13 protein-coding genes and 1 pseudogene are annotated in these 19075 nt (G+C 66.5%); 8 read left to right on the plus strand and 6 right to left on the minus strand.

All coding sequences use genetic code 11. From position 1 onward, the window contains the following. Nucleotides 1–32 precede the first annotated feature (32 nt). The 3 genes from J7I92_RS18405 to J7I92_RS18415 all read right to left on the minus strand — a co-directional run bounded on the left by J7I92_RS18405 (nucleotide 33) and on the right by J7I92_RS18415 (nucleotide 3310). A complete protein-coding gene (locus J7I92_RS18405; RefSeq protein WP_214842896.1) occupies nucleotides 33–461 on the minus strand; it encodes a DUF1810 domain-containing protein in 429 nt (142 codons plus the stop codon). Between the two features lie 205 nt (nucleotides 462–666). Then, nucleotides 667–1365 (minus strand): YigZ family protein, encoded by a 699-nt coding sequence (locus J7I92_RS18410; RefSeq protein ID WP_214842898.1) that lies wholly within the window; start codon nucleotides 1363–1365, stop codon nucleotides 667–669. 238 nt (nucleotides 1366–1603) lie between these two features. After that, the gene (locus J7I92_RS18415; RefSeq protein WP_214842900.1) at nucleotides 1604–3310 is read right to left on the minus strand and encodes an HNH endonuclease signature motif containing protein; all 1707 of its coding nucleotides are present in this window, start codon (nucleotides 3308–3310) and stop codon (nucleotides 1604–1606) included. Nucleotides 3311–3472: 162 nt separating this feature from the next. On the opposite strand from J7I92_RS18415, the gene coaE reads away from it, so the two are divergent. The 4 genes and pseudogenes from coaE to J7I92_RS18435 form a co-directional block, all read left to right on the plus strand. Next, nucleotides 3473–4720 (plus strand): dephospho-CoA kinase, encoded by a 1248-nt coding sequence (coaE, locus tag J7I92_RS18420; protein WP_214842902.1) that lies wholly within the window; start codon nucleotides 3473–3475, stop codon nucleotides 4718–4720. A gap of 9 nt (nucleotides 4721–4729) precedes the next feature. Continuing rightward, nucleotides 4730–6811 carry an excinuclease ABC subunit UvrB gene (gene uvrB, locus J7I92_RS18425; RefSeq protein ID WP_214842903.1) on the plus strand — a complete coding sequence of 694 codons (2082 nt, stop codon included), beginning with the start codon at nucleotides 4730–4732 and terminating at the stop codon, nucleotides 6809–6811. A gap of 164 nt (nucleotides 6812–6975) precedes the next feature. Next, nucleotides 6976–8004: a TerC family protein gene (locus J7I92_RS18430; protein WP_214842904.1), complete on the plus strand. Its 1029-nt coding sequence runs from the start codon at nucleotides 6976–6978 to the stop codon at nucleotides 8002–8004. A gap of 130 nt (nucleotides 8005–8134) precedes the next feature. Next, nucleotides 8135–9568: pseudogene (locus J7I92_RS18435) on the plus strand (MFS transporter); the annotation flags it as partial. 26 nt (nucleotides 9569–9594) lie between these two features. On the opposite strand, the gene J7I92_RS18440 reads toward J7I92_RS18435, so the two are convergent. From J7I92_RS18440 to J7I92_RS18450, 3 genes are read right to left on the minus strand one after another with little or no spacing between them, the layout of a single operon-like run. Then, nucleotides 9595–10935, minus strand: coding sequence for an alpha/beta fold hydrolase (locus J7I92_RS18440; RefSeq protein WP_214842938.1), 1341 nt, complete (start codon nucleotides 10933–10935; stop codon nucleotides 9595–9597). Nucleotides 10936–10966: 31 nt separating this feature from the next. Beyond that, nucleotides 10967–11467, minus strand: coding sequence for a GNAT family N-acetyltransferase (locus J7I92_RS18445; protein WP_214842905.1), 501 nt, complete (start codon nucleotides 11465–11467; stop codon nucleotides 10967–10969). Nucleotides 11468–11486: 19 nt separating this feature from the next. Continuing rightward, nucleotides 11487–14033 carry an RNA helicase gene (locus J7I92_RS18450; RefSeq protein ID WP_214842906.1) on the minus strand — a complete coding sequence of 849 codons (2547 nt, stop codon included), beginning with the start codon at nucleotides 14031–14033 and terminating at the stop codon, nucleotides 11487–11489. A gap of 110 nt (nucleotides 14034–14143) precedes the next feature. Between J7I92_RS18450 and J7I92_RS18455 the strand changes: the two genes are divergently transcribed. From J7I92_RS18455 to J7I92_RS18470, 4 genes are read left to right on the plus strand one after another with little or no spacing between them, the layout of a single operon-like run. Further along, nucleotides 14144–14923, plus strand: coding sequence for a trans-aconitate 2-methyltransferase (locus J7I92_RS18455; protein ID WP_214842907.1), 780 nt, complete (start codon nucleotides 14144–14146; stop codon nucleotides 14921–14923). A 39-nt stretch (nucleotides 14924–14962) separates the two neighbouring features. Further along, complete coding sequence (locus tag J7I92_RS18460; protein ID WP_214842940.1) at nucleotides 14963–16699, plus strand: ABC transporter ATP-binding protein; 1737 nt, start codon at nucleotides 14963–14965, stop codon at nucleotides 16697–16699. Beyond that, nucleotides 16696–18678 carry an ABC transporter ATP-binding protein gene (locus tag J7I92_RS18465; protein WP_214842909.1) on the plus strand — a complete coding sequence of 661 codons (1983 nt, stop codon included), beginning with the start codon at nucleotides 16696–16698 and terminating at the stop codon, nucleotides 18676–18678. Before J7I92_RS18460 ends, J7I92_RS18465 begins: the two co-directional genes overlap by 4 nt. Then, entirely contained in the window at nucleotides 18675–19055 is a 381-nt protein-coding gene (locus tag J7I92_RS18470) for a GntR family transcriptional regulator (RefSeq protein ID WP_214842910.1), read from the plus strand. Before J7I92_RS18465 ends, J7I92_RS18470 begins: the two co-directional genes overlap by 4 nt. Nucleotides 19056–19075: the final 20 nt, after the last annotated feature.

Genomic DNA, 19075 nt, shown 5'->3' on the forward strand with positions numbered 1-19075 from the left:
TTTGGACCGTTTTGTGTTTGGCCCCGTTTCTGTTAGCCCAGCAGCCGTTCAGTCGCGGGGTCGGCCCTACCCTCGAAGTACCGGTCAAGGACCTCACGGAACACCGGTTCCGTGGGAGTGGCCCGGAGGAAGAGCGTCATGGAGGACCGGAGCTTCTGGGAATCGATCCCGCCGAAGATCCCGCTGGCCGTGAAGCCCTGGAGGTCAGCGACTGCCTTGGCACTGTCCAGCAGCCGCGGACCGAGGACGGGGTGCCGCAAGTAAGCCTCCGCTTCCGCCAAGGATGTGATGGCGTACTTCCTCGACGTGGCACTCTGCCCGAGGCCGGCGATCTGCGGAAAAATGAACCACATCCAATGGGTCTGCTTGGACCCGCTGCGCAGTTCGTTAAGGGCCCTGTTGTAGGTTCCGTTGGCGTCCTGGGCCAATACGAACCGTTCAAGGTCGAATGGATCTTCCACCGGTTGCCTCCTCACGTCAGTTCGTGAGTTCCATCCAACCACCGGCCGGCCGGGTCAGGGAAGGTCAGCCCGTGCCATCAAAAGGGCCGCGCCGGGTCAGCGCCCCGGTTCAGTGCCCCGGTTCAGTGCACCTGTTCGGTGCATCAGTTCAACGCGGCTGTTCTACCCGCCTGTACAACGAGGGGCCAGTCAGCGGGGGACAGGCTCAGAGGGGGACATCAATCCATTCCGTGCCCTCCGGCTGCAGCACGGCGCTGCCCGCTGTCATAGCTGCGAGCCGTTCCGCGGCCCGGTTGAGTTCGTCAGCCTGATCGGGCAGGGCGAGCCTGAGGACGGTGCTGCCGGACAAGTAGCTGGTTTCCGCCATCACATAGCCAGCCGAGCGGAGGTCGTTCTCCAGCCTCCCGGCCGCTGAATGGGCCACGTCCACCGAGCAGATCCTCAACCTGCTTCGCCCCACCAGCGGAGCGAGGTCAAGCGCGGAGGACACCGATTCCGAATACGCCCGCACCAGTCCGCCTGCGCCTAGGAGGATACCGCCAAAATAGCGGACGACGACGGCGCTCACGTCGCTGAGGTCAGTCACCCCGGGCGCTGTCTCTCGACGCATAAGGGCCTCCAGCATCGGGATGCCCGCGGTTCCCGACGGTTCGCCGTCATCACTGGAACGCTGGACGCCGCGGTCAGGCCCCAACACGAAGGCTGAGCAGTGGTGCCGGGCGTCATGGAATTCGCGACGCAGGTCCGCAACCAGCGCCCTGGCGCCGTCTTCGTCTTCGGAGCGCCGGATCACCGTGATGAACCTGGAGCGCTTGATCTCGAGTTCATGGCGGAAGTCCGGGCCCGCTGCAAGGGTCGTGTAGGCAGTTGCCCTGCTTTCCTGGGGATCCGCCTCTTCCAACACCGGTTCAGTCTAGTCTGACGGCGCTGTGGCGTCTTAGGTGACCGCGTTGTGGCGGCACTGCGGAAGTCAGTGATTTTCGCCCCGGAGGCAGCGAGCATGGGTGCTGCGTGCGCGGGCAGCAAGCGAGCAACGGGCGGGCGAAGCTGCGACGGCGCCCGGGCCGCCAGCATCAAGCTGGGTATAGCCGCGAAAGCGTGCATCAACAGCAACGACCCGGGCCGGTGGGGCAGGCATAATCCTAGGCGGCCGTGAAGAATGCCCAGTCAGGCAGGGGATCCACCGGTAGCGGCGGTTCAGCGTCCCCGAAGCTTCCCGGGCTGGCCGAAACGTCCGGCGATTCTGGCCACTCCCACCATTCGGGCCAGTCCGGCCAGTTGTGTGGTTCCGAGTCCGGGTCCTCGCCCGCATGGTCGGGCCAGTCCGGCAAGCGGACTGCCAGCCAGTGGGGTGGTTCCGAGGCATGGTCCTCCCGCGCGTGGTCTTCGTCCGCAGGGCGGGTCAAGTCTGGCCAGTGTGGTGGTTCCCAGTCCTGTTGTTCGCTGGGGTAGGACCGTCCGGTGGGTGAGATCCAGCCGGGCGGTTCGTCCCGCGTTGCGTTGACTGGGGTCCAGGTTGTGGTGTGTTTCAGGCGGTGGTGTCTGCGGCAGGGCTGGCCGAGGTTGCTGATGCCGGTTCCGCCGCCGTCTGCCCAGGCGAGGAGGTGGTCCGCGTCGTTGTCCAGGGAGGGGTTGTTGCACCCGGGAAACGGGCAGCGTCCGTCGCGGAGCCGGAGCCACTGCCGCAGGGTCGTCGGGATCCGGTAGGTGCTGCGGCCAATCTCCAAGGGTGCACCATCCCGCGGGTCGGTCAGGACCCGCCGGATCGAGGCGGCGCCGTCGGCGACGAGGCGGCGGGCCATGGACGGCGGGATCGGCCCGTACCCGTCCAGCATGGCCGGTTCCTCCGTCAGGCCGAGCAGCGAAAAGACCGGGACGGTGACCAGGACCTGCGCTGCAGGTGAGGGGACATCACCGGCACGCCCCGCACCGGCCCGCCCGGAACCGGCAGGGGCACGGTTAGCCCCGTCGACGCCGCCGGTTCCGTCAACCGCGTTGCCTGCCCCGAGCTGCCAGGCCGCGGCAACATCCACGCGGAGCTGCGTCAGGGTCCGGGGTTCGGCGGGGCCCTGCAGGGCGCGTGCGGCGGTGGTGGCCCGGTCCCAGATCCCGGCCGCGGTATCGGCGGGCAGGTACGCCGAAAGCCACGCCATCCCGTCCCGGTCCGGAACATACTCCAACCGCCGGTCCGCGGCGCTCTTGGTATGGCGTGCCTCGATGCTGACCGGGTGGTGCCGCTCCCGCCAGGCCCGTGCCTTGGCCCGGAACCGGCCAGGCACCAGTTCCCCGGCCGGGCAACCCCGCGCCGGGTTCACCGCGTCCGGGTCCAGGAAATGCACTTCCAACGCCGCGGCGGCGGCCGGTACCAGGTTCGCTGTTTCATCACACAGGATCCGTGCGTGCTGCCAGGAAATGGTCCCGGCCTGCAACGCGGCCAGCGTCAACGGCAGCCCGGCGGTGAGGGTGCGGGCCTCGCACAGCAGGGCACCGGCGGTGCGTTCACTGACCGTCAGCACACACGCGACCTCCGCGGTCACCGCCATCTCCTGCGCGGTGTGCTCCTGCGGGGACTTTGCCGGTGCCGCCAAAGCCTCCGCAGCGGCGGCGTAGCCCGCGGCGAGGTGCACCTTCAGCGCGGCCAGCCGGGCCTCCATCCTGCCCACCTCCGCCAGACCGTCCAGGAACGCATCCGCCTGATCCCGCAACGGATCAAGACCCACCGGATCAACACCCGCCGGATCCCCGCCCGCCGGGGCTACCTCACCGGCCGCGCCGCGGACACAAACAGCCAACGCAGCGACGGAGGACTCGATGCCCTCCAACGCCACCACAGCTGCTCTGCTTTCCATACCCACAGCATCCCAGCAGGCACCGACAATAATGCGACCGTGCCGCATTGGATCGGATGCAGAAGCAGCCTGGCGCGCACCACCCCAGTAAGCCGGCCTGGCGCCACCACCCCAGAAGGCGCCTTGCTACACCGATCATGAGACACGCCCTAGGCTGGATGAGTGCTGAAGATCGGGTTGACAGGCGGCATCGCCTCGGGGAAGTCAGTTGTTGCATCGCGCCTGCGGGAACTGGGGGCGGTGCTGGTGGATGCCGACGCCCTCGCCCGTGAAGTGGTGGCCCCGGGCAGCGTCGGCCTGGCCAGGGTGGTGGAAGCCTTCGGGGCGGAAATGCTGGACGCCGACGGCGGACTGGACAGGCCGCGGCTCGGAGCGGTAGTTTTCGGCGACCCGGACCGGCTCGCGGTGCTGAACAGTATCGTCCATCCCCTGGTCCGGGAGCGGGCCGCGGCGATGATTGCCGCCGCCCCCACTGGCGGCGTCGTCGTCCAGGACATTCCGCTACTCGTGGAAACGGGCCAGGGAAGCAGCTTTCATCTCGTGCTGGTGGTCGATGCACCGGACGATCTTCGGCTGCAGCGCATGATGGAGCGGCGGAACATGACCGAGGAGCAGGCCCTGTCCCGGATGGCGGCCCAGGCTGCACGGGACGTGCGCCTGGCCGCGGCTGACGTGGTGCTGGACAACTCCGGAACCTTGACCGAACTGAAAAACGCAGTGGACGACCTGTGGACGCGCCGGCTGGCCCCCTTCGCTCAAAACCTCAGCGAGGGTCGGGCGGCGCAACGGACGGGCGGACCAGTGCTTTCCCCGGCCGACCCGACTTGGCAGGCACAAGCCGCGCGTCTGGCGGCCCGCTTGGAGGCTGCCGCCCCGGCCCACATCCTGGGCGTGGAGCACATCGGATCCACCGCTGTTCCCGGGCTGGATGCCAAGAACATCATTGACCTCCAGTTGGCGGTTGCCGACCTCGCCACGGCGGACCGGATCGCCCCGCTGCTTGCCGCGGCCGGATTCCCCCTGTGGCGGGGCGTGCTTGCCGACAACCCGAAGCCTTTTCATCCTGATCCCGTCGACTGGGCCAAACGCCTGCATGGCAATGCGGACCCCGGCCGGCCGGTGAACCTGCATGTCCGGCCTGCCGGATCGCCTGGCTGGCGTTTTGCCCTGTGCTTCCGGGATTGGCTGCGCGACGATGCGGCAGCGCGCAATGACTATCTGGCGGAAAAGCGCAGGGTCGCCGCCCTCCACAGCGTGGACAAATCGACGGCGCGCTACGCTGCGGACAAGGAGGCATGGTTCACCGAACACGCCGCCGCCCGGATGGAGGAGTGGGTGCAGCGGACCGGCTGGCAGCCGCCGGCACTGCCCAAAGCTGAATCCGGGCAAGATGTCGGAGCCCGGCGGTAGATTAGATTCATGAGTCTTGCTCAGGAAATCAACCGCGTCGTAGCTCCCTTCGAGGTCATCAGCGAGTTCAAGCCCGCGGGCGACCAGCCGGCTGCCATCGTTGAACTCACTGAACGTATCCGGAACGGTGAAAAGGACGTTGTGCTGCTCGGAGCCACCGGTACCGGCAAGAGCGCCACCACGGCCTGGCTGATTGAGCAGGTGCAGCGGCCCACGCTGGTGATGGTGCAGAACAAGACCCTCGCGGCGCAGCTGGCCAACGAATTTCGGGAACTCCTGCCCAACAACGCGGTGGAGTACTTCGTGTCGTACTACGACTACTACCAGCCCGAGGCGTACGTGGCCCAGACGGACACCTTCATCGAGAAGGACTCCTCCATCAACGAGGAGGTGGAACGCCTCCGCCACTCCGCCACGAACGCCCTGCTGACACGCCGCGACGTCATCGTGGTGGCGACGGTGTCCTGCATCTACGGTCTCGGCACCCCGGAAGAATACATCGCCGGAATGGTCACGCTCCGCAAGGGAGCAGAGATGAACCGCGATGATCTCCTGCGGAAGTTTGTCTCCATGCAGTACGCGCGCAACGACATGGACTTCCACCGCGGCACGTTCCGGGTCCGCGGTGACACGGTCGAAATCATCCCGATGTACGAGGAACTGGCCATCCGGATTGAATTCTTCGGCGATGAAATTGAGAACATCCACACCCTGCATCCGCTGACCGGCGAGGTGATTCGGGACGAAGAGGAAATGTACGTCTTCCCGGCTTCCCACTACGTGGCCGGGCCCGAGCGGATGGCGCGTGCCATCAAGCGGATCGAAGACGAACTCGCTGAACGGCTGCAGGTACTGGAAAGCCAGAACAAGCTCGTCGAAGCCCAGCGGCTCCGCATGCGCACCACCTATGACCTTGAAATGATGCAGCAGATGGGCTTCTGCAACGGCATCGAGAACTACTCATCGCATATTGACGGCCGCGCCCGCGGCACCGCACCGCACTGCCTCCTGGACTACTTCCCGGACGACTTCCTGCTGGTGATCGATGAATCCCACGTCACCGTGCCCCAGATCGGCGCCATGTACGAGGGCGACATGTCGCGCAAACGAAACCTCGTGGACTTCGGCTTCCGGCTGCCCTCGGCCATGGACAACCGCCCACTCAAATGGGATGAATTCCTCGAACGCGTGGGGCAGACCGTCTACCTGTCGGCCACTCCCGGCAAGTACGAACTGGGCAAGGCTGACGGCTACGTGCAGCAGATCATCCGGCCCACCGGACTGATCGACCCCGAGGTGGTGGTCAAGCCCACCAAGGGCCAGATCGATGACCTGCTGGGCGAAATCAAGACCCGGACAGCCAAGAATGAACGCGTCCTGGTCACCACACTTACGAAGCGGATGGCGGAAGACCTCACCGACTACCTCCTGGGGCACGGCATCAAGGTGGAGTACCTGCACTCGGACGTGGACACCCTGCGTCGTGTGGAGCTGCTCCGTGAGCTCCGGCTGGGCACCTTCGATGTCCTGGTGGGCATCAACCTGCTCCGAGAAGGCCTTGACCTGCCCGAGGTTTCGCTGGTCAGCATCCTTGACGCCGACAAGGAAGGCTTCCTGCGGTCGTCCACCTCGCTGATCCAGACCATCGGCCGCGCGGCCCGTAACGTCTCGGGCCAGGTGCATATGTACGCCGACCGCATCACCGACTCCATGGCCCACGCCATCGACGAGACAAACAGGCGCCGGGCCATCCAGGTGGCCTACAACACGGAAAACGGCGTCGACCCCCAGCCGCTTCGGAAGAAGATCGCAGACATCACCGACCAGCTTGCAAAGGAGGACGCCGACACCCGCGAACTGCTCGCCACGGCCGGGAAGACGCGCGGCAAGGGCAAGGGCGCATCCACCGTTCGCGCGGACGGACTCGCGGCCGCCCCGGCCGAGGATCTCGTGGGCCTCATCGAGCAGCTGACGGAACAGATGCATGCAGCAGCCGCCGAACTTCAGTTTGAACTGGCGGCCCGGCTGCGCGACGAAGTGGGGGATCTGAAGAAGGAACTCCGGCAGATGCAGGCTGCCGGCCATGCCTAGGGTAAAGTTGTTCTCACGTAGGGGAGTATCCCAAGCGCTACGATCGTCAACACGCATGGCATTGATGCCCTGCCGGGCGTAGCGGGCTACCAATTCAGCACTAAGTGCGCAGGCTGGCCGGAGAGACTTACACCACTGTTCCGTACCCTGCGAAAGGCTACCCTGTGCTTGAATTACCCGTGTGGTTCGAGGTCGGCTCCCTTGTCGTCCTCGGCCTGATCCTCCTGATCGACCTGCTGCTGGTTGTCCGGCGCCCCCACGAACCCTCCATGAAGGAAGCCGGATTGTGGGTGGCGTTCTACGTATCGCTCGCCCTGGTGTTCGCCGGCGCGATGTTCGCCTTCACCGGCCCTGAGTTCGGCGGCCAGTTCGTTGCGGGCTGGGTCACTGAGTACAGCCTCAGCATCGACAACTTGTTTGTCTTCATCATCATCATGGCCCGCTTCTCGGTGCCCCGGAAGTACCAACAGGAAGTCCTGATGGTGGGCATCATCATCGCACTGATCCTCCGCGGCATCTTCATCCTGCTGGGCGCCATCGTTATCGAACAGTTCAGCTGGGTCTTCTACATCTTCGGCGCCTTCCTGCTCTGGACTGCCTGGAAGCAGGCCCAGGACGAGGGTGAAGACGAAGAGGACAAGGAAAACCCGCTGATCGCGAAGCTCCGCAAGGTGATTCCGATGTCGGAGAAGTTCGACGGCGGCAAGCTGCGCACCACTGTGAACGGCAAGAAGGTCTTCACCCCGATGCTGATCGTCTTCGTCACGATCGGCCTGACCGACCTGCTCTTCGCTGTTGACTCCATTCCCGCGATCTTCGGCCTGACCCAGAGCCCCTTCATCGTCTTCACCGCCAACCTGTTCGCCCTCATGGGCCTGCGGCAGCTGTACTTCCTGCTGGGCGGACTGATGAACCGCCTCATCTACCTGAAGCACGCGCTGTCCTTCATCCTGGCGTTCATCGGCGTCAAACTGGTCCTCCACGCAATGCACGTCAACGAGCTCCCCTTCATCAACGGCGGCCACCACATCGAGTGGGCCCCCGAGATCCCCACCTTCGTGTCCCTGGCTGTCATCGTGGGCACCATCATCGTCGCCGTCATCGCCAGCCTGGTGAGCTCGAAAGCCGCCCAGGCCAAGATGGACGCCCGTCTCGAAGAGGACGCACGCAAGAGCCTCAGCGACGCCGAATAAGGCCCGCACCGCGCCAAGCACGCACCAGACAACCCCGGTCACCTTGTTGGCCGGGGTTGCCTGCGTTTGCGGCAAATCGTCCGGCCCGCGGCACTGTCTGCCGGTGGGCATGCAGGGCTATGCTCTGAAGATGGCAAACACTTCCGGGGGGGAGCCCGGTGTGCGCCACGAAGAGCGGCCACCCCTGCAACGCCGGTCCGTCCAGCGGAGGACCGTGATTTTCCTCGGTTCGGCCCAGCTGCTCAGTGGAATCGGTACGGGCGCCACCGTCTCCATCGGCTCCCTGCTGGCAGTCGACCTCTCCGGTTCCAGCGCCTGGGCTGGCTCCGTGGCCACGGTCATGACACTTGCCGCTGCCCTCTCTGCGCTCCCGCTGGCGTCGCTGGCGGAACGCCGGGGCCGCCGGGCGGGCCTCGTGACAGGGCTGGCAGCAGCCCTCGCCGGCGCGGTGCTCATCGTGGCTGCCGTGATCTCCGGCAACTTCATAGTGCTGCTCCTGGGCACTGCCGGAGTCGGCGTTGGCACGGCATCGAGCCTGCAGGCGCGTTTCGCCGCGGTGGACCTCGCCGAAGACGAACACCGCGGGCGCGCCTTGTCCGCCGTCGTCTGGGCCATCACCATAGGGGCAGTGGCAGGGCCCAACCTCATCCAGCCCGGCGCCGCGGTGGGCCAGGCGCTAGGTCTACCGCCCATCGCCGGTCCGTTCATCATTTCGGCCGTCGGCCTTGCGCTGGCCTGCGCCCTTCTGCTCGCCGGCCTTCGGCCCGACCCGCTGCTGTTCGCGCGGCAACTCGCGGCAGGCGCGGCAACCAGCGCAGCAACCGGGCCGGCGATCGGGTCGGCGGCCGGCTCGGTGACCGCCCCGGCAAACAGCGCAGCGGCCGGGACGGCAACCGGAACATACCTGGCCGCCCGCACCCGGAGCGGAGCCCTGGCCCGCGGTCTCAGTGCCGCCCGGGGCTCGCCCTCCGCCATCCTGGCCCTGGCCGCCATCGTCGGTGCACACGCGGTCATGGTGGTTGTTATGTCCGTGACGCCCCTGCACCTGCAGGAGTTGGTGGCCGGCCCAGGCAGCTCGTCGCATGCCAGTCACACCGCGTCCGGGGACGTGCTGGTCATCATCGGCTTCACCATCTCGCTCCACATTGCCGGCATGTTCGCCTTTTCGCCCGTGCTGGGGTGGCTGACGGACAAGAGCGGACGGAAGCAGACCATCGTGCTGGGCTTCACCCTGCTGGTCGCCGCAGTGGCTGTAGCCGGCGCGGGCCAGCGGTCAACCACAGCGGTGGCCGTCGGACTGGTACTCCTGGGCCTCGGGTGGTCCGCCGCGAGCATCTCCGGGTCCACGCTCCTGGCCGAAAGCGTGCGCCAGGAAGACCGTGTGGTGGTCCAGGGCGTTTCGGACATGCTGATGGGCGCAGCGGGTGCCGTGGGCGGCGCTGTCTCGGGCCTCGTTCTCAGCTGGGCAGGCTACCCCGGACTCAACCTGGCAGGCGGCGCGGTTGCCGGCGTTGTCCTGGCCCCGCTGTCGTTGCCGTCCTGCGAAGCAGGGTCAGAACAGGCAGGGTCAGGAAGCCAGGCCGGGCCCCCTCAGCCGCGGACTGAGCGCACCATTCCCAGCAGCCGTCCGAAGATGCCTTCGCCGTCGTCGGCAATGCCGTCATGGTGGAAGTCCGCCGTTTCCCAGACCTGGAGCCCGCGCACTGCGGATGCTGTTTCGAGGGAGAGATCCCGGTCAACGTAGATGTCCTCGCTGTACACCGCGGCGGCCACGGGAACGGTGTTGGCTGCAAGCTTTCCCGGGTCGTACAGCGGCTTCCAGTCCGGCTTCTCGGCGAGCAGCTGCGCCACGTTCCGCAGCGGGCGGAGGGCTGCGTCCTGTTCGAAGTACCACGGATAGACCATCTCGCCGGTCAGCAGCGGCTCGGCGGCGTCGGGACGGAATTCCGGGAAGTCCTGAAGCACCCGCAGCGCAGCCCAGTCTGTGGCCTCGTCCTGGCCGTAGATGGATTCGTGCATGAGGGCATACAGCGGGTTCCCGGCGCGGGAGACGATTCCGCGGACCTGCTCCAGGAAGGCGTCGGAGAGGCGTTCGCCGTCGGGCGTCGGCACGAACGCGTCCTCCAGGAGATGGTGCAGGGTATCCACCCTGGTGTTTCCGCCCAGGAACGACCCCACCATCTGGAACCGCTCCACGGTGAGCTGTTCGCCGTCGGGCAGGTGCTCCTCAGTGGTGCGCAGGTGCCGGGCGATCCGGCTGACCGCGGCGCGGTCCTCGGGGTACCAGCGAAAGTATTCGGCGTTGCGGGCAGCGACCCGGCCGAAGGTGGCCCGGTAAACGCGGTCCGCGGGGCCGGTCAGCGGCGCGAGTCCGCCGGTGATGAGCACTTCGCGGAGTCCCTCCGGGGCGAAGGAAAGGTAGCTGAGCGCGCAGAAGCCGCCGTAGCTTTGCCCGTAGATGGACCACGGACCGGATCCCAGGGCGTGCCTGATCGCTTCGGCATCCGCCACGATGGAGTCGGCCCGGAAGTGGGTCAGGTAGGTGAGCTGGTCGGCGTCGTTCCCGCGGAGTGGCAGGGTATTGCGGTCGATGGGGGTGGACAGCCCGGTCCCGCGCTGGTCCAGCATGAGGATGCGGAAGTCCCGCGCCGCTGCCTTGCTCCAGCCGCCCAGTGAAGGGAACCGGTTGCCGCGGCCGCCGGGGCCGCCCTGGAGGTACAGCAGCCAGGGGAGCTTGGCGGCCGCTTCCTCGCTGTGGTCGGCGGAGACGTACTCCCGCGCGAACACCGTGATCGTTTCGCCGTCGCCGCCGAAGTGGTCCAGCGGCACCTCGAAATAGTGCTCGGCGGTGCGCATGCCGCGGTATTCGTGCCGCGCCTTGACGGTGTGCGGAACCAGCGCGGCGGCAACAGTGTCCGCGGCTTCCAGCATGCCAACGGCGGCGAGTCCGGTCATCGGAAGGTCAGCCAACGGCGTGCGCCTCCCGCGCGGCACCGAAGGACTCAAGGGCCTCCCCGGTCAGCCGGAAGGTGGACCATTCTTCCATGGGGAACGCGCCCAGCTTCTTGTAGAAGCTGATGGAGGGTTCGTTCCAGTCCAGGACGCTCCACTCAACGCGCGCATAACCGCGTTCGACGGCGGTGGCGGCCAGGTGCTGCAGCAGTGCCTTGCCATGGCCCTCGCCGCGGGCCTCCGGAGTCACATAGAGGTCTTCAAGGTAGATGCCGTGGACACCTTCCCAGGTTGAATAGTTCAGGAACCAGAGCGCGAAGCCCCGGATGTCGCCGGCTTCGTTTTCGGCCATCGCCGCGTACACCCGCGGGTTCTCGCCGAACAGGGCCCCGGCGAGCATTTCCGGGGTGTTCCGGACCGCGTGGGGTTCCTTTTCGTAGATGGCCAGTTCACGGATCATCTGCAGGATTGCGGGGACGTCGTCAATGGTGGCAGGCCGGATTACGCTCATTGTTCGAGTTTACTAGCGACTACAGCCGGTTCACGTCGGTCACCCGCACCACAGCGGTGCCGGTTTCGTCGGACGCGGCCAGGTCTACTTCTGCCGAGATTCCCCAGTCGTGGTTCCCGGCGGGGTCGTCGAAGATCTGGCGGACTTTCCAGATCCCGGGTTCCTCGGTGATGATGAGCAGGCCCGGCCCGCGTGCGTCCGGGCCGGTGCCGATGTCGTTGTGTTCGTCGAAGTAGTCGTCCAGGACGTCTTCCCAGCGGTCGGCATCCCAGCCGCTGCCGCCGTCGAGCTCGCCGAGTTCCGTGGCTGCCTCGTCGGCGAAAAGTTCCACGCGCCGGAACATTTCGTTCCGCACCATCACCCGGAACGCCCTGATGTTGGACGTCAGCGACGGCGGGGGAGGCGGGGGAGCGTCGTGTGGGCTCGGCGCGGCACCCGAAGTCAGTTCCTCCCATTCATCCAACAGGCTGGAGTCAACCTGCCGGACGAGCTCGCCGAGCCAGGCGATCAGGTCCTCAAGGTCTTCGCGCAGGGCGTCCTGCGGAACCGTCTGGCGCAGCGCCTTGAAGCCGTCGGCGAGGTACCGCAGCACGATGCCTTCGGAACGGGCCAGGCCGTAGAACTGGACAAACTCGCCGAAGTTCATGGCACGCTCGTACATGTCCCGCACCACGGATTTCGGGGCGAGTTCGAAGTCGCCGATCCAGGGCGCCGCCTTGCGGTAAACCTCAAACGCCTCGCCCAGGATTTCCGCGAGCGGCTGGGGGTAGGTGACGTCCTCCAGCATGGCCATGCGCTGGTCGTAGTCGATCCCGTCCGCCTTCATGGCCGCGATGGCTTCGCCGCGGGCCTTCTTCTGCTGGGCGGACAGGATCTGCCGCGGCTTTTCGAGCGTGGATTCGATGACGGACACGACGTCAAGGGCGTACGACGGCGACTCCGGATCCAGAAGCTCCAGCGCCGCCAGCGCAAACGGCGAGAGCGGCTGGTTCAGTGCAAAGTTGGCCTGCAGGTGGACGGTGAGCCTGACGGTCCGGCCGTCCGGCCCCTGCTCCGCCGGCGGGATCCGCTCGACAACGCCGGCGGCCAGCAGTTCGCGGTAGATGCCCAGGGCCTTCTTCATCAGCTGCAGCTGCGAACTGCGGGGTTCGTGGTTTTCGGTGAGCAGCCGCCGGGCGGCCTTGAAGGGGTCGCCGGGCCGCTCCATCAGGTTCATCAGCATGGCGTGCGTGACGGAGAAGCTTGACGTCAGCGGATCCGGGACCGACTCCACCAGCCGGTTGTACGTTGGTTCGCCCCACGACACAAAGCCTTCCGGCGGCTTGCGCTTGACTACCTGGCGGAGCTTCTTCTGGTCGTCCCCGAACTTGGCGGTGGCCTTGGCCATTGCCTTGACGTTCTCGATCACGTGCTCCGGCGCCTGGACCACCACGGTTCCGGCAGTGTCGTACCCGGCCCGCCCCGCGCGCCCGGCGATCTGGTGGAATTCGCGGGGGTTCAGCAGCCGGGTGCGTACGCCGTCGTACTTGCTCAGGGCCGTGAGCAGGACGGTGCGGATGGGCACGTTGATGCCTACTCCCAGGGTGTCCGTGCCGCAAATGACCTTCAACAGTCCGGCCTGCGCCAGCTGCTCCACCAGCCGCCGGTACTTCGGCAGCATGCCGGCGTGGTGCACACCGATGCCGTGGCGCACCAGCCGGTTGAGGGTCTTGCCGAAACCTGCCGCAAACCGGAAGCCGGCAATCAGCTCGGCGATCCTGTCCTTTTCCTCCCGGGTGCAGACGTTGATGCTCATCAGGTTCTGTGCCCGGTCGATTGCCTCAAGCTGGCTGAAGTGCACCACGTAGACGGGGACCTGCTTGGTGGAGAGCAGCTCCTCGAGGGTCTCGTGGACAGGGGTCTGCTCGTAGTAGTAGTGCAGCGGAATGGGACGCTCAGCGGAACTGACAGTCGTCGTCGGGCGCCCTGTTAGTTCGGTGAGGCCGGCCTCGAAGCGGCTCACATCGCCGAGCGTGGCGGACATCAGCAGGAACTGGGCCTGCGGGAGCTCCAGCAGCGGAACCTGCCAGGCCCAGCCGCGCTGCGGGTCGGAATAGAAATGGAATTCGTCCATGATCACGGCGCCGAGGTCCGCTCCGGCGCCTTCGCGGAGGGCGATGTTGGCCAGGATTTCCGCGGTGCAGCAGATGATGGGTGCATCCTGGTTGACGCCGGAGTCGCCCGTAATCATTCCCACGTTTTCCGCGCCGAAGATGTCGCAGAGCGCGAAGAACTTCTCCGAGACGAGGGCTTTGATGGGTGCCGTGTAGTAGCTCCGGTCCCCGCGCGCCATGGCCTGGAAGTGCGCCGCGATCGCCACCAGGGACTTGCCGGAGCCGGTGGGGGTGGCCAGGATGACGTTGTCCCCGGAAGCCAGCTCCATGATGGCTTCGTCCTGCGCGGCGTAGAGGGACAGGCCGCGGCTCTCTGTCCACTCGACGAAGCGGGTGTAGAGCTCGTCCGGATCGTGGCCCGTCCCGCTGGAGGTACGTTCGGCCGGGACAGGGAGCTGCTCAACGAGTTTCATTGTTTTCAAGCTTAGTGCCCGGCGCCAATGGGTGGTTCTTCCTTGGTCGCGGGGCCGGGCCGGGCTAGGCTCGGCCTGACGGCAACAGCACCAGCCATTGGAGGACGTCTTTGGAATGGGATCCTGCTAAGTACGTGGAGTTCGGCAACTACCGGGACCGGCCATATTTTGACCTCACCGCGCGGGTCCAGACTGACGATCCCCGCCACGTGGTGGACCTTGGCTGCGGGCCGGGCAACCTGACGGCCACCCTCGCGGAGCGCTGGCCCGGCGCGGAGGTCGTGGGAATCGACTCGTCGGCCGAGATGCTGCTGAAGGCGGAGGAGCATGCGACGCGGTCCGCTAACCTCTCGTTCTCCCGGCAGGACATCACTGAGTGGATGCCTTCGGACAGCACAGACGTTGTGGTGTCCAATGCCGCACTGCAATGGGTGCCCGGCCACCCTGCCCTGCTGGCCGGCTGGCTGGAGGCGCTTAAACCCGGTGCGTGGTTCGCCCTGCAAGTTCCGGGGAATTTCAGCTCCCCCTCGCATGTGCTGATGAGGCAGCTCGCGGAATCGCTCCGGTGGAGGAGCTCCCTCGCGGATGTCCTGCGGCACGATGACGCCGTGGCTGAACCCGCCGCATACCTGAACATTATGCTCGACGCCGGCTGTGACGCGGACGCCTGGGAAACCACCTACCAGCAGGTCCTCCAAGGACCGGATCCGGTCCTGGAATGGGTGCGGGGAGCGGGGCTTCGGCCGGTGCTGTCGGCCCTTGGGCCGACGGAGGCCGCGGAGTTCGAAGCGGAGTATTCCGCCCTGCTCAAGGACGCCTACCCTGCCACTGCCCACGGCACCGTCTATCCGTTCCGGAGGATCTTCGCAGTCGCGCGGAAACGGGACTAACATGCCGTCACGGCGGGGGGAGGTGCAGTGCTCCGAGGCATGATGATGCGGCTGCTCGCCGCGCACAGGCCGGCCGTTCTGGCCATCGTGGTCCTGCAGCTCGTCCAGACCACGGCAAACCTCCTCCTGCCCACGCTCAACGCCGCCATCATCGACGACGGAATCGTCAGGGGGAACACCGGCCTGATCCTTCAGCTGGGCGGCTGGATGGCCGGCATTGCCGCCGTCCAGGTCGCCGCCGCCCTGGCTGCCGGATACCTGAGCGCCACGGTCGCCATGGACCTTGGCCGCCAGCTGCGCCAGGAGCTGTTCGCCAAAGTCCAGGTGCTGTCCTCGCAGGAAGTGGGCAGCTTCGGCGTGCCCAGCCTGGTCACCCGGGCCACCAACGACGTCCAGCAGATCCAGGCACTGGCCGTACTGGTCTTCACCATGCTCGTCGCGGCTCCTGCCATGGGCGTCGGAGGGGTGGTGCTGGCATTGAACCAGGATGTGGTCCTCTCGGGCATCGTGGTGGCCATCATCCCCGTACTGGTGCTCATCATGTCCCTGATCGTGCGGCGGATGGTTCCGCTGTACCGTGAGGGACAGGTCCTGATCGACCGGATCAGCAGGGTGCTCCGGGAGCAGATCATCGGCGCCAACGTCATCCGGGCGTTCGTCCGCCAAGCGCACGAAGCGCGCCGATTCGCCGTCGTCAACCGCCAGCTGACCCGCAACAACCTGCAGTCCGCGCTCCTGGTGGCGGGCATGCTGCCCCTCATCATGATCGTGGTGAACCTGTCCTCGGTGGCGGTGGTGTGGTTCGGCGGCCACCGGATCCAGGCCGGCCAAATGCAGCTCGGTTCCTTGACGGCCTTCATCGCCTACATACTGCAGATCCTCATCGCCATCATGATGGCGATGTACGTCCTGATGACCGGGCCGCGCGCCGCCGTCTGCGCCGAACGGATCCAAGCCGTCCTGGACACGCGCCCCGCCATCGAGGACTCCGTGATCTCCCGCGCAGGGCTGCCCCACGTTCAGCGCACGGCCGGCGGCACCGTGGAGTTCCGCGACGTCACCTTTGCCTACCCCGGCGCGGAGGCGCCGGTACTGGACCGCATCAGCTTCACCGCGTCGCCGGGCACCACCACCGCCATCATCGGCTCCACCGGGAGCGGAAAATCGACACTGTTGAACCTGCTGCCGCGGTTCCTTGACGCCACCTCCGGCGACATCATGATCGGCGGCCACAATGTGCGCTCACTTCCGCTTCATTTCCTGCGGAACAGCATCTCGCTGGTGCCGCAGCGTGCCTACCTCTTTTCCGGCACCGTGGCCGAAAACCTGCGGATCGCGGCCCCCGAGGCCAGCGATGACGACCTTGTCCGGGCGCTCCGCTCCGCCCAGGCGGAGGACTTCGTGCGCGCACTTCCGCAGGGGCTCCACAGTCCGGTCAGTCAGGGCGGGACGAACTTTTCCGGCGGGCAGCGCCAGCGGCTGTGCATCGCCCGGGCGCTGCTGCGCGACGCCCCGGTGTACCTGTTCGACGACAGCCTCTCCGCGCTGGACTACGCAACGGACGCCCGCCTCCGGCAGGCGCTCGCTCCGCTCACACGCAGGTCTACGGTCATCATCGTTGCCGAGCGCATCGCGACCATCCTCGACGCCGGCCTCATCCTGGTGCTGGACAAAGGCAAACTCGTCGCCCAGGGGACGCACAGCGAACTGCTACGGACCTCAACGGTGTACCGGGAAATCGCCGCTTCACAGCTCGCACTGGGAGGCAGGTCATGACCAGTACGACGGCGGCCGACGGCGGTGGTGCCGGCGCGTGGTCCACCAGCCGGCGGCTGCTCGGACTGCTGCGGCCCGTCAAATGGCGGATGCTGGGCGCCGTGGCGGCCACATGCGCTTTTGTGGCGCTCAACGTCTCGTCCCCCAAGCTGCTGGGCGACGCGACCGACGTCGTGGTTGAAGGTGTTTTTGGCGGGACCTTCAACGAACAGAAGCTGGCCTCGCTGCTCCTGCTCGTGGCCGTGATGTACGTCGGCGCCTCCGCCTTCAGCTGGGTGCAGGGAGCCGTCACCGCCACTGCGGTGCAGCGCGTGAGCTACCGCCTGCGGGCCGCGGTGGAGGATAAGCTGCCGCGCCTGCCGTCCGCGCACTTCGACGAGCAGCGGCGCGGCGACGTCCTCAGCCGGGCAACCAACGACGTCGACAACATCTCGCAGGCCCTGAACCAGTTGCTGAACCAGTTGATTCTTTCGGTGCTGATGCTGCTCGGTGCGCTGTCCATGATGCTGTGGCTTTCACCGCTGCTGGCAGTCATCGCACTGGTGTCCGTGCCGTTGTCCACCGTGGCCACGGTGCTGATTGCCCGGAAGTCCTCCGCGCATTTTTCCGAGCAGTGGAGCACCACGGGCGAACTCAACGCGCACCTGGAGGAATACTTCACAGGGCATGAGGTACTCAAGGCTTTCGGCCGCCAGGCGATGGCCGCCGAAAACTTTACCGACAGCAACCACAGGCTGTCCCGGACGAGCGCCCGCGCCCAGTACGTATCCGGTGCGGTTCAGCCCCTGCTGGTGTTCGTTTCCAACCTCAATTACATCGCAGTGGCCGTCGTCGGTGCCCTGCAGGTTACCGCCGGAGCCATGACCATCGGCGGGGTCCAGGCCTTCATCCAGTTCAGCCGGCTCTTCAGCCAGCCCATCGGCCAGATTGGCGGCATGCTGAACCTCATCCAATCCTGCATCGCGTCCGCGGAACGTGTCTTCGCGCTGCTGGACGCTGCGGAAATTCCGCCGGACGGAACGGAACAGCCCGCGAAGAAACGCCGCAGCCGCCGTCGGCCCCCGGTGGGTGCGGCCGGACGCGTGGCCGGGCGCATGGCCGGGCCGGCCGAGTCGGGGCCGGCCGTGGCAGCGCCGTCTTTTTCAGCGCCGTCCCTCTCAGCGCCGTCTTTTTCAGCGCCGTCTTTCTCAGCGCCGTCCCCGGACGGCGCCACCGGCGCCCGGGTGGTGTTCGAAGCCGTCACCTTCGGCTACAGCAAGGACGCGCCCGTGGTCCATGACCTGTCCTTCACGGCCGAACCAGGGCAGACCGTGGCCATCGTTGGCCATACCGGAGCCGGCAAAACCACCGTGGTGAACCTGCTGATGAGGTTCTACGAGCTCCATGCCGGCCGCATCACCATCGACGGCGTTGACATCGCGGAGCGCGGACGTGATGAACTGCGTTCCATGATCGGGATGGTGCTCCAGGATGCCTGGGTGTTCTCCGGCTCCATCAGGGAAAACATCGAATACGGGCGGCCCGGCGCGAGCGACGCCGACATCCTCGCTGCGGCGGAAACCACCCTGGTGGACCACTTCGTGAGGGCCCTCCCGGACGGTTATGCAACGGTGCTGGGCAACGACGGCGACTCCCTGAGCCACGGGCAGCGGCAGCTGATCACCATCGCCCGCGCCCAGCTCGCCGGCCGCAGCATCCTGGTCCTGGATGAGGCGACCAGCTCGGTGGACACGCGCACGGAGGTGCAGATCCGGCAGGCCATGCAGCGGCTTCGCCAGGGCAGGACGAGCTTTGTGATCGCCCACCGTTTGTCCACCGTGCGGGACGCTGATCTAATTCTCGTCATGGACCACGGACGAATCGTTGAACACGGGAACCATCAACAGCTGCTCGCAGCCAATGGCCACTACAGCAGGCTCTACGATGCCCAGTTCGCCGGCGGGGAAGAGGCCCTGCGCGCCGGGGAGTCCAGGCTGTGAGTGCCGTCAACGAATTTCCGGGGACCTGGCGGCCGAACCAGGCCAGTTCCGTGCCGCTCTTTGAACAGCTGCGCCTGAACATCATTGAGCGGGCGAACAACGGCGCCCTCGCCCCGGGCACGCGGTTGCCTGCCGTGCGAAGCCTCGCCACCGAACTCGGTGTGGCGCCCCACACTGTGGCCCGCGCCTATAAGGAGCTGGAAGCGGCAGGGGTAGTTGCCACCCGCGGCAGGGGCGGCACCATCATCTGCGCCAGGGACGAAGCCTGGACCTCGCTGACCGCTGCCGCCGCTGAGTTCGCCACCGCCGCGAAGGCCCAGGGTGCAAGCTTCGCGGAGGCAGTGCAACTGCTGGCGGCAGCCTACGACGCCGAATAGCGGCCTTCCCCGCTACGAAT

Origin of the sequence: Arthrobacter sp. ISL-72, from assembly GCF_018613755.1 — a bacterium.
GTDB lineage: Bacteria > Actinomycetota > Actinomycetes > Actinomycetales > Micrococcaceae > Arthrobacter.

Coding starts and splice junctions, on each gene's coding strand:
- J7I92_RS18415 (WP_214842900.1), bottom strand. CDS start 3,310: ATGGAAAGCAGAGCAGCTGTGGTGGCGTTGGAGGGCATCGAGTCCTCC.
- uvrB (WP_214842903.1), top strand. CDS start 4,730: ATGAGTCTTGCTCAGGAAATCAACCGCGTCGTAGCTCCCTTCGAGGTC.
- J7I92_RS18440 (WP_214842938.1), bottom strand. CDS start 10,935: ATGCTGGAAGCCGCGGACACTGTTGCCGCCGCGCTGGTTCCGCACACC.
- J7I92_RS18445 (WP_214842905.1), bottom strand. CDS start 11,467: ATGAGCGTAATCCGGCCTGCCACCATTGACGACGTCCCCGCAATCCTG.
- J7I92_RS18450 (WP_214842906.1), bottom strand. CDS start 14,033: ATGAAACTCGTTGAGCAGCTCCCTGTCCCGGCCGAACGTACCTCCAGC.
- J7I92_RS18460 (WP_214842940.1), top strand. CDS start 14,963: ATGATGATGCGGCTGCTCGCCGCGCACAGGCCGGCCGTTCTGGCCATC.
- J7I92_RS18465 (WP_214842909.1), top strand. CDS start 16,696: ATGACCAGTACGACGGCGGCCGACGGCGGTGGTGCCGGCGCGTGGTCC.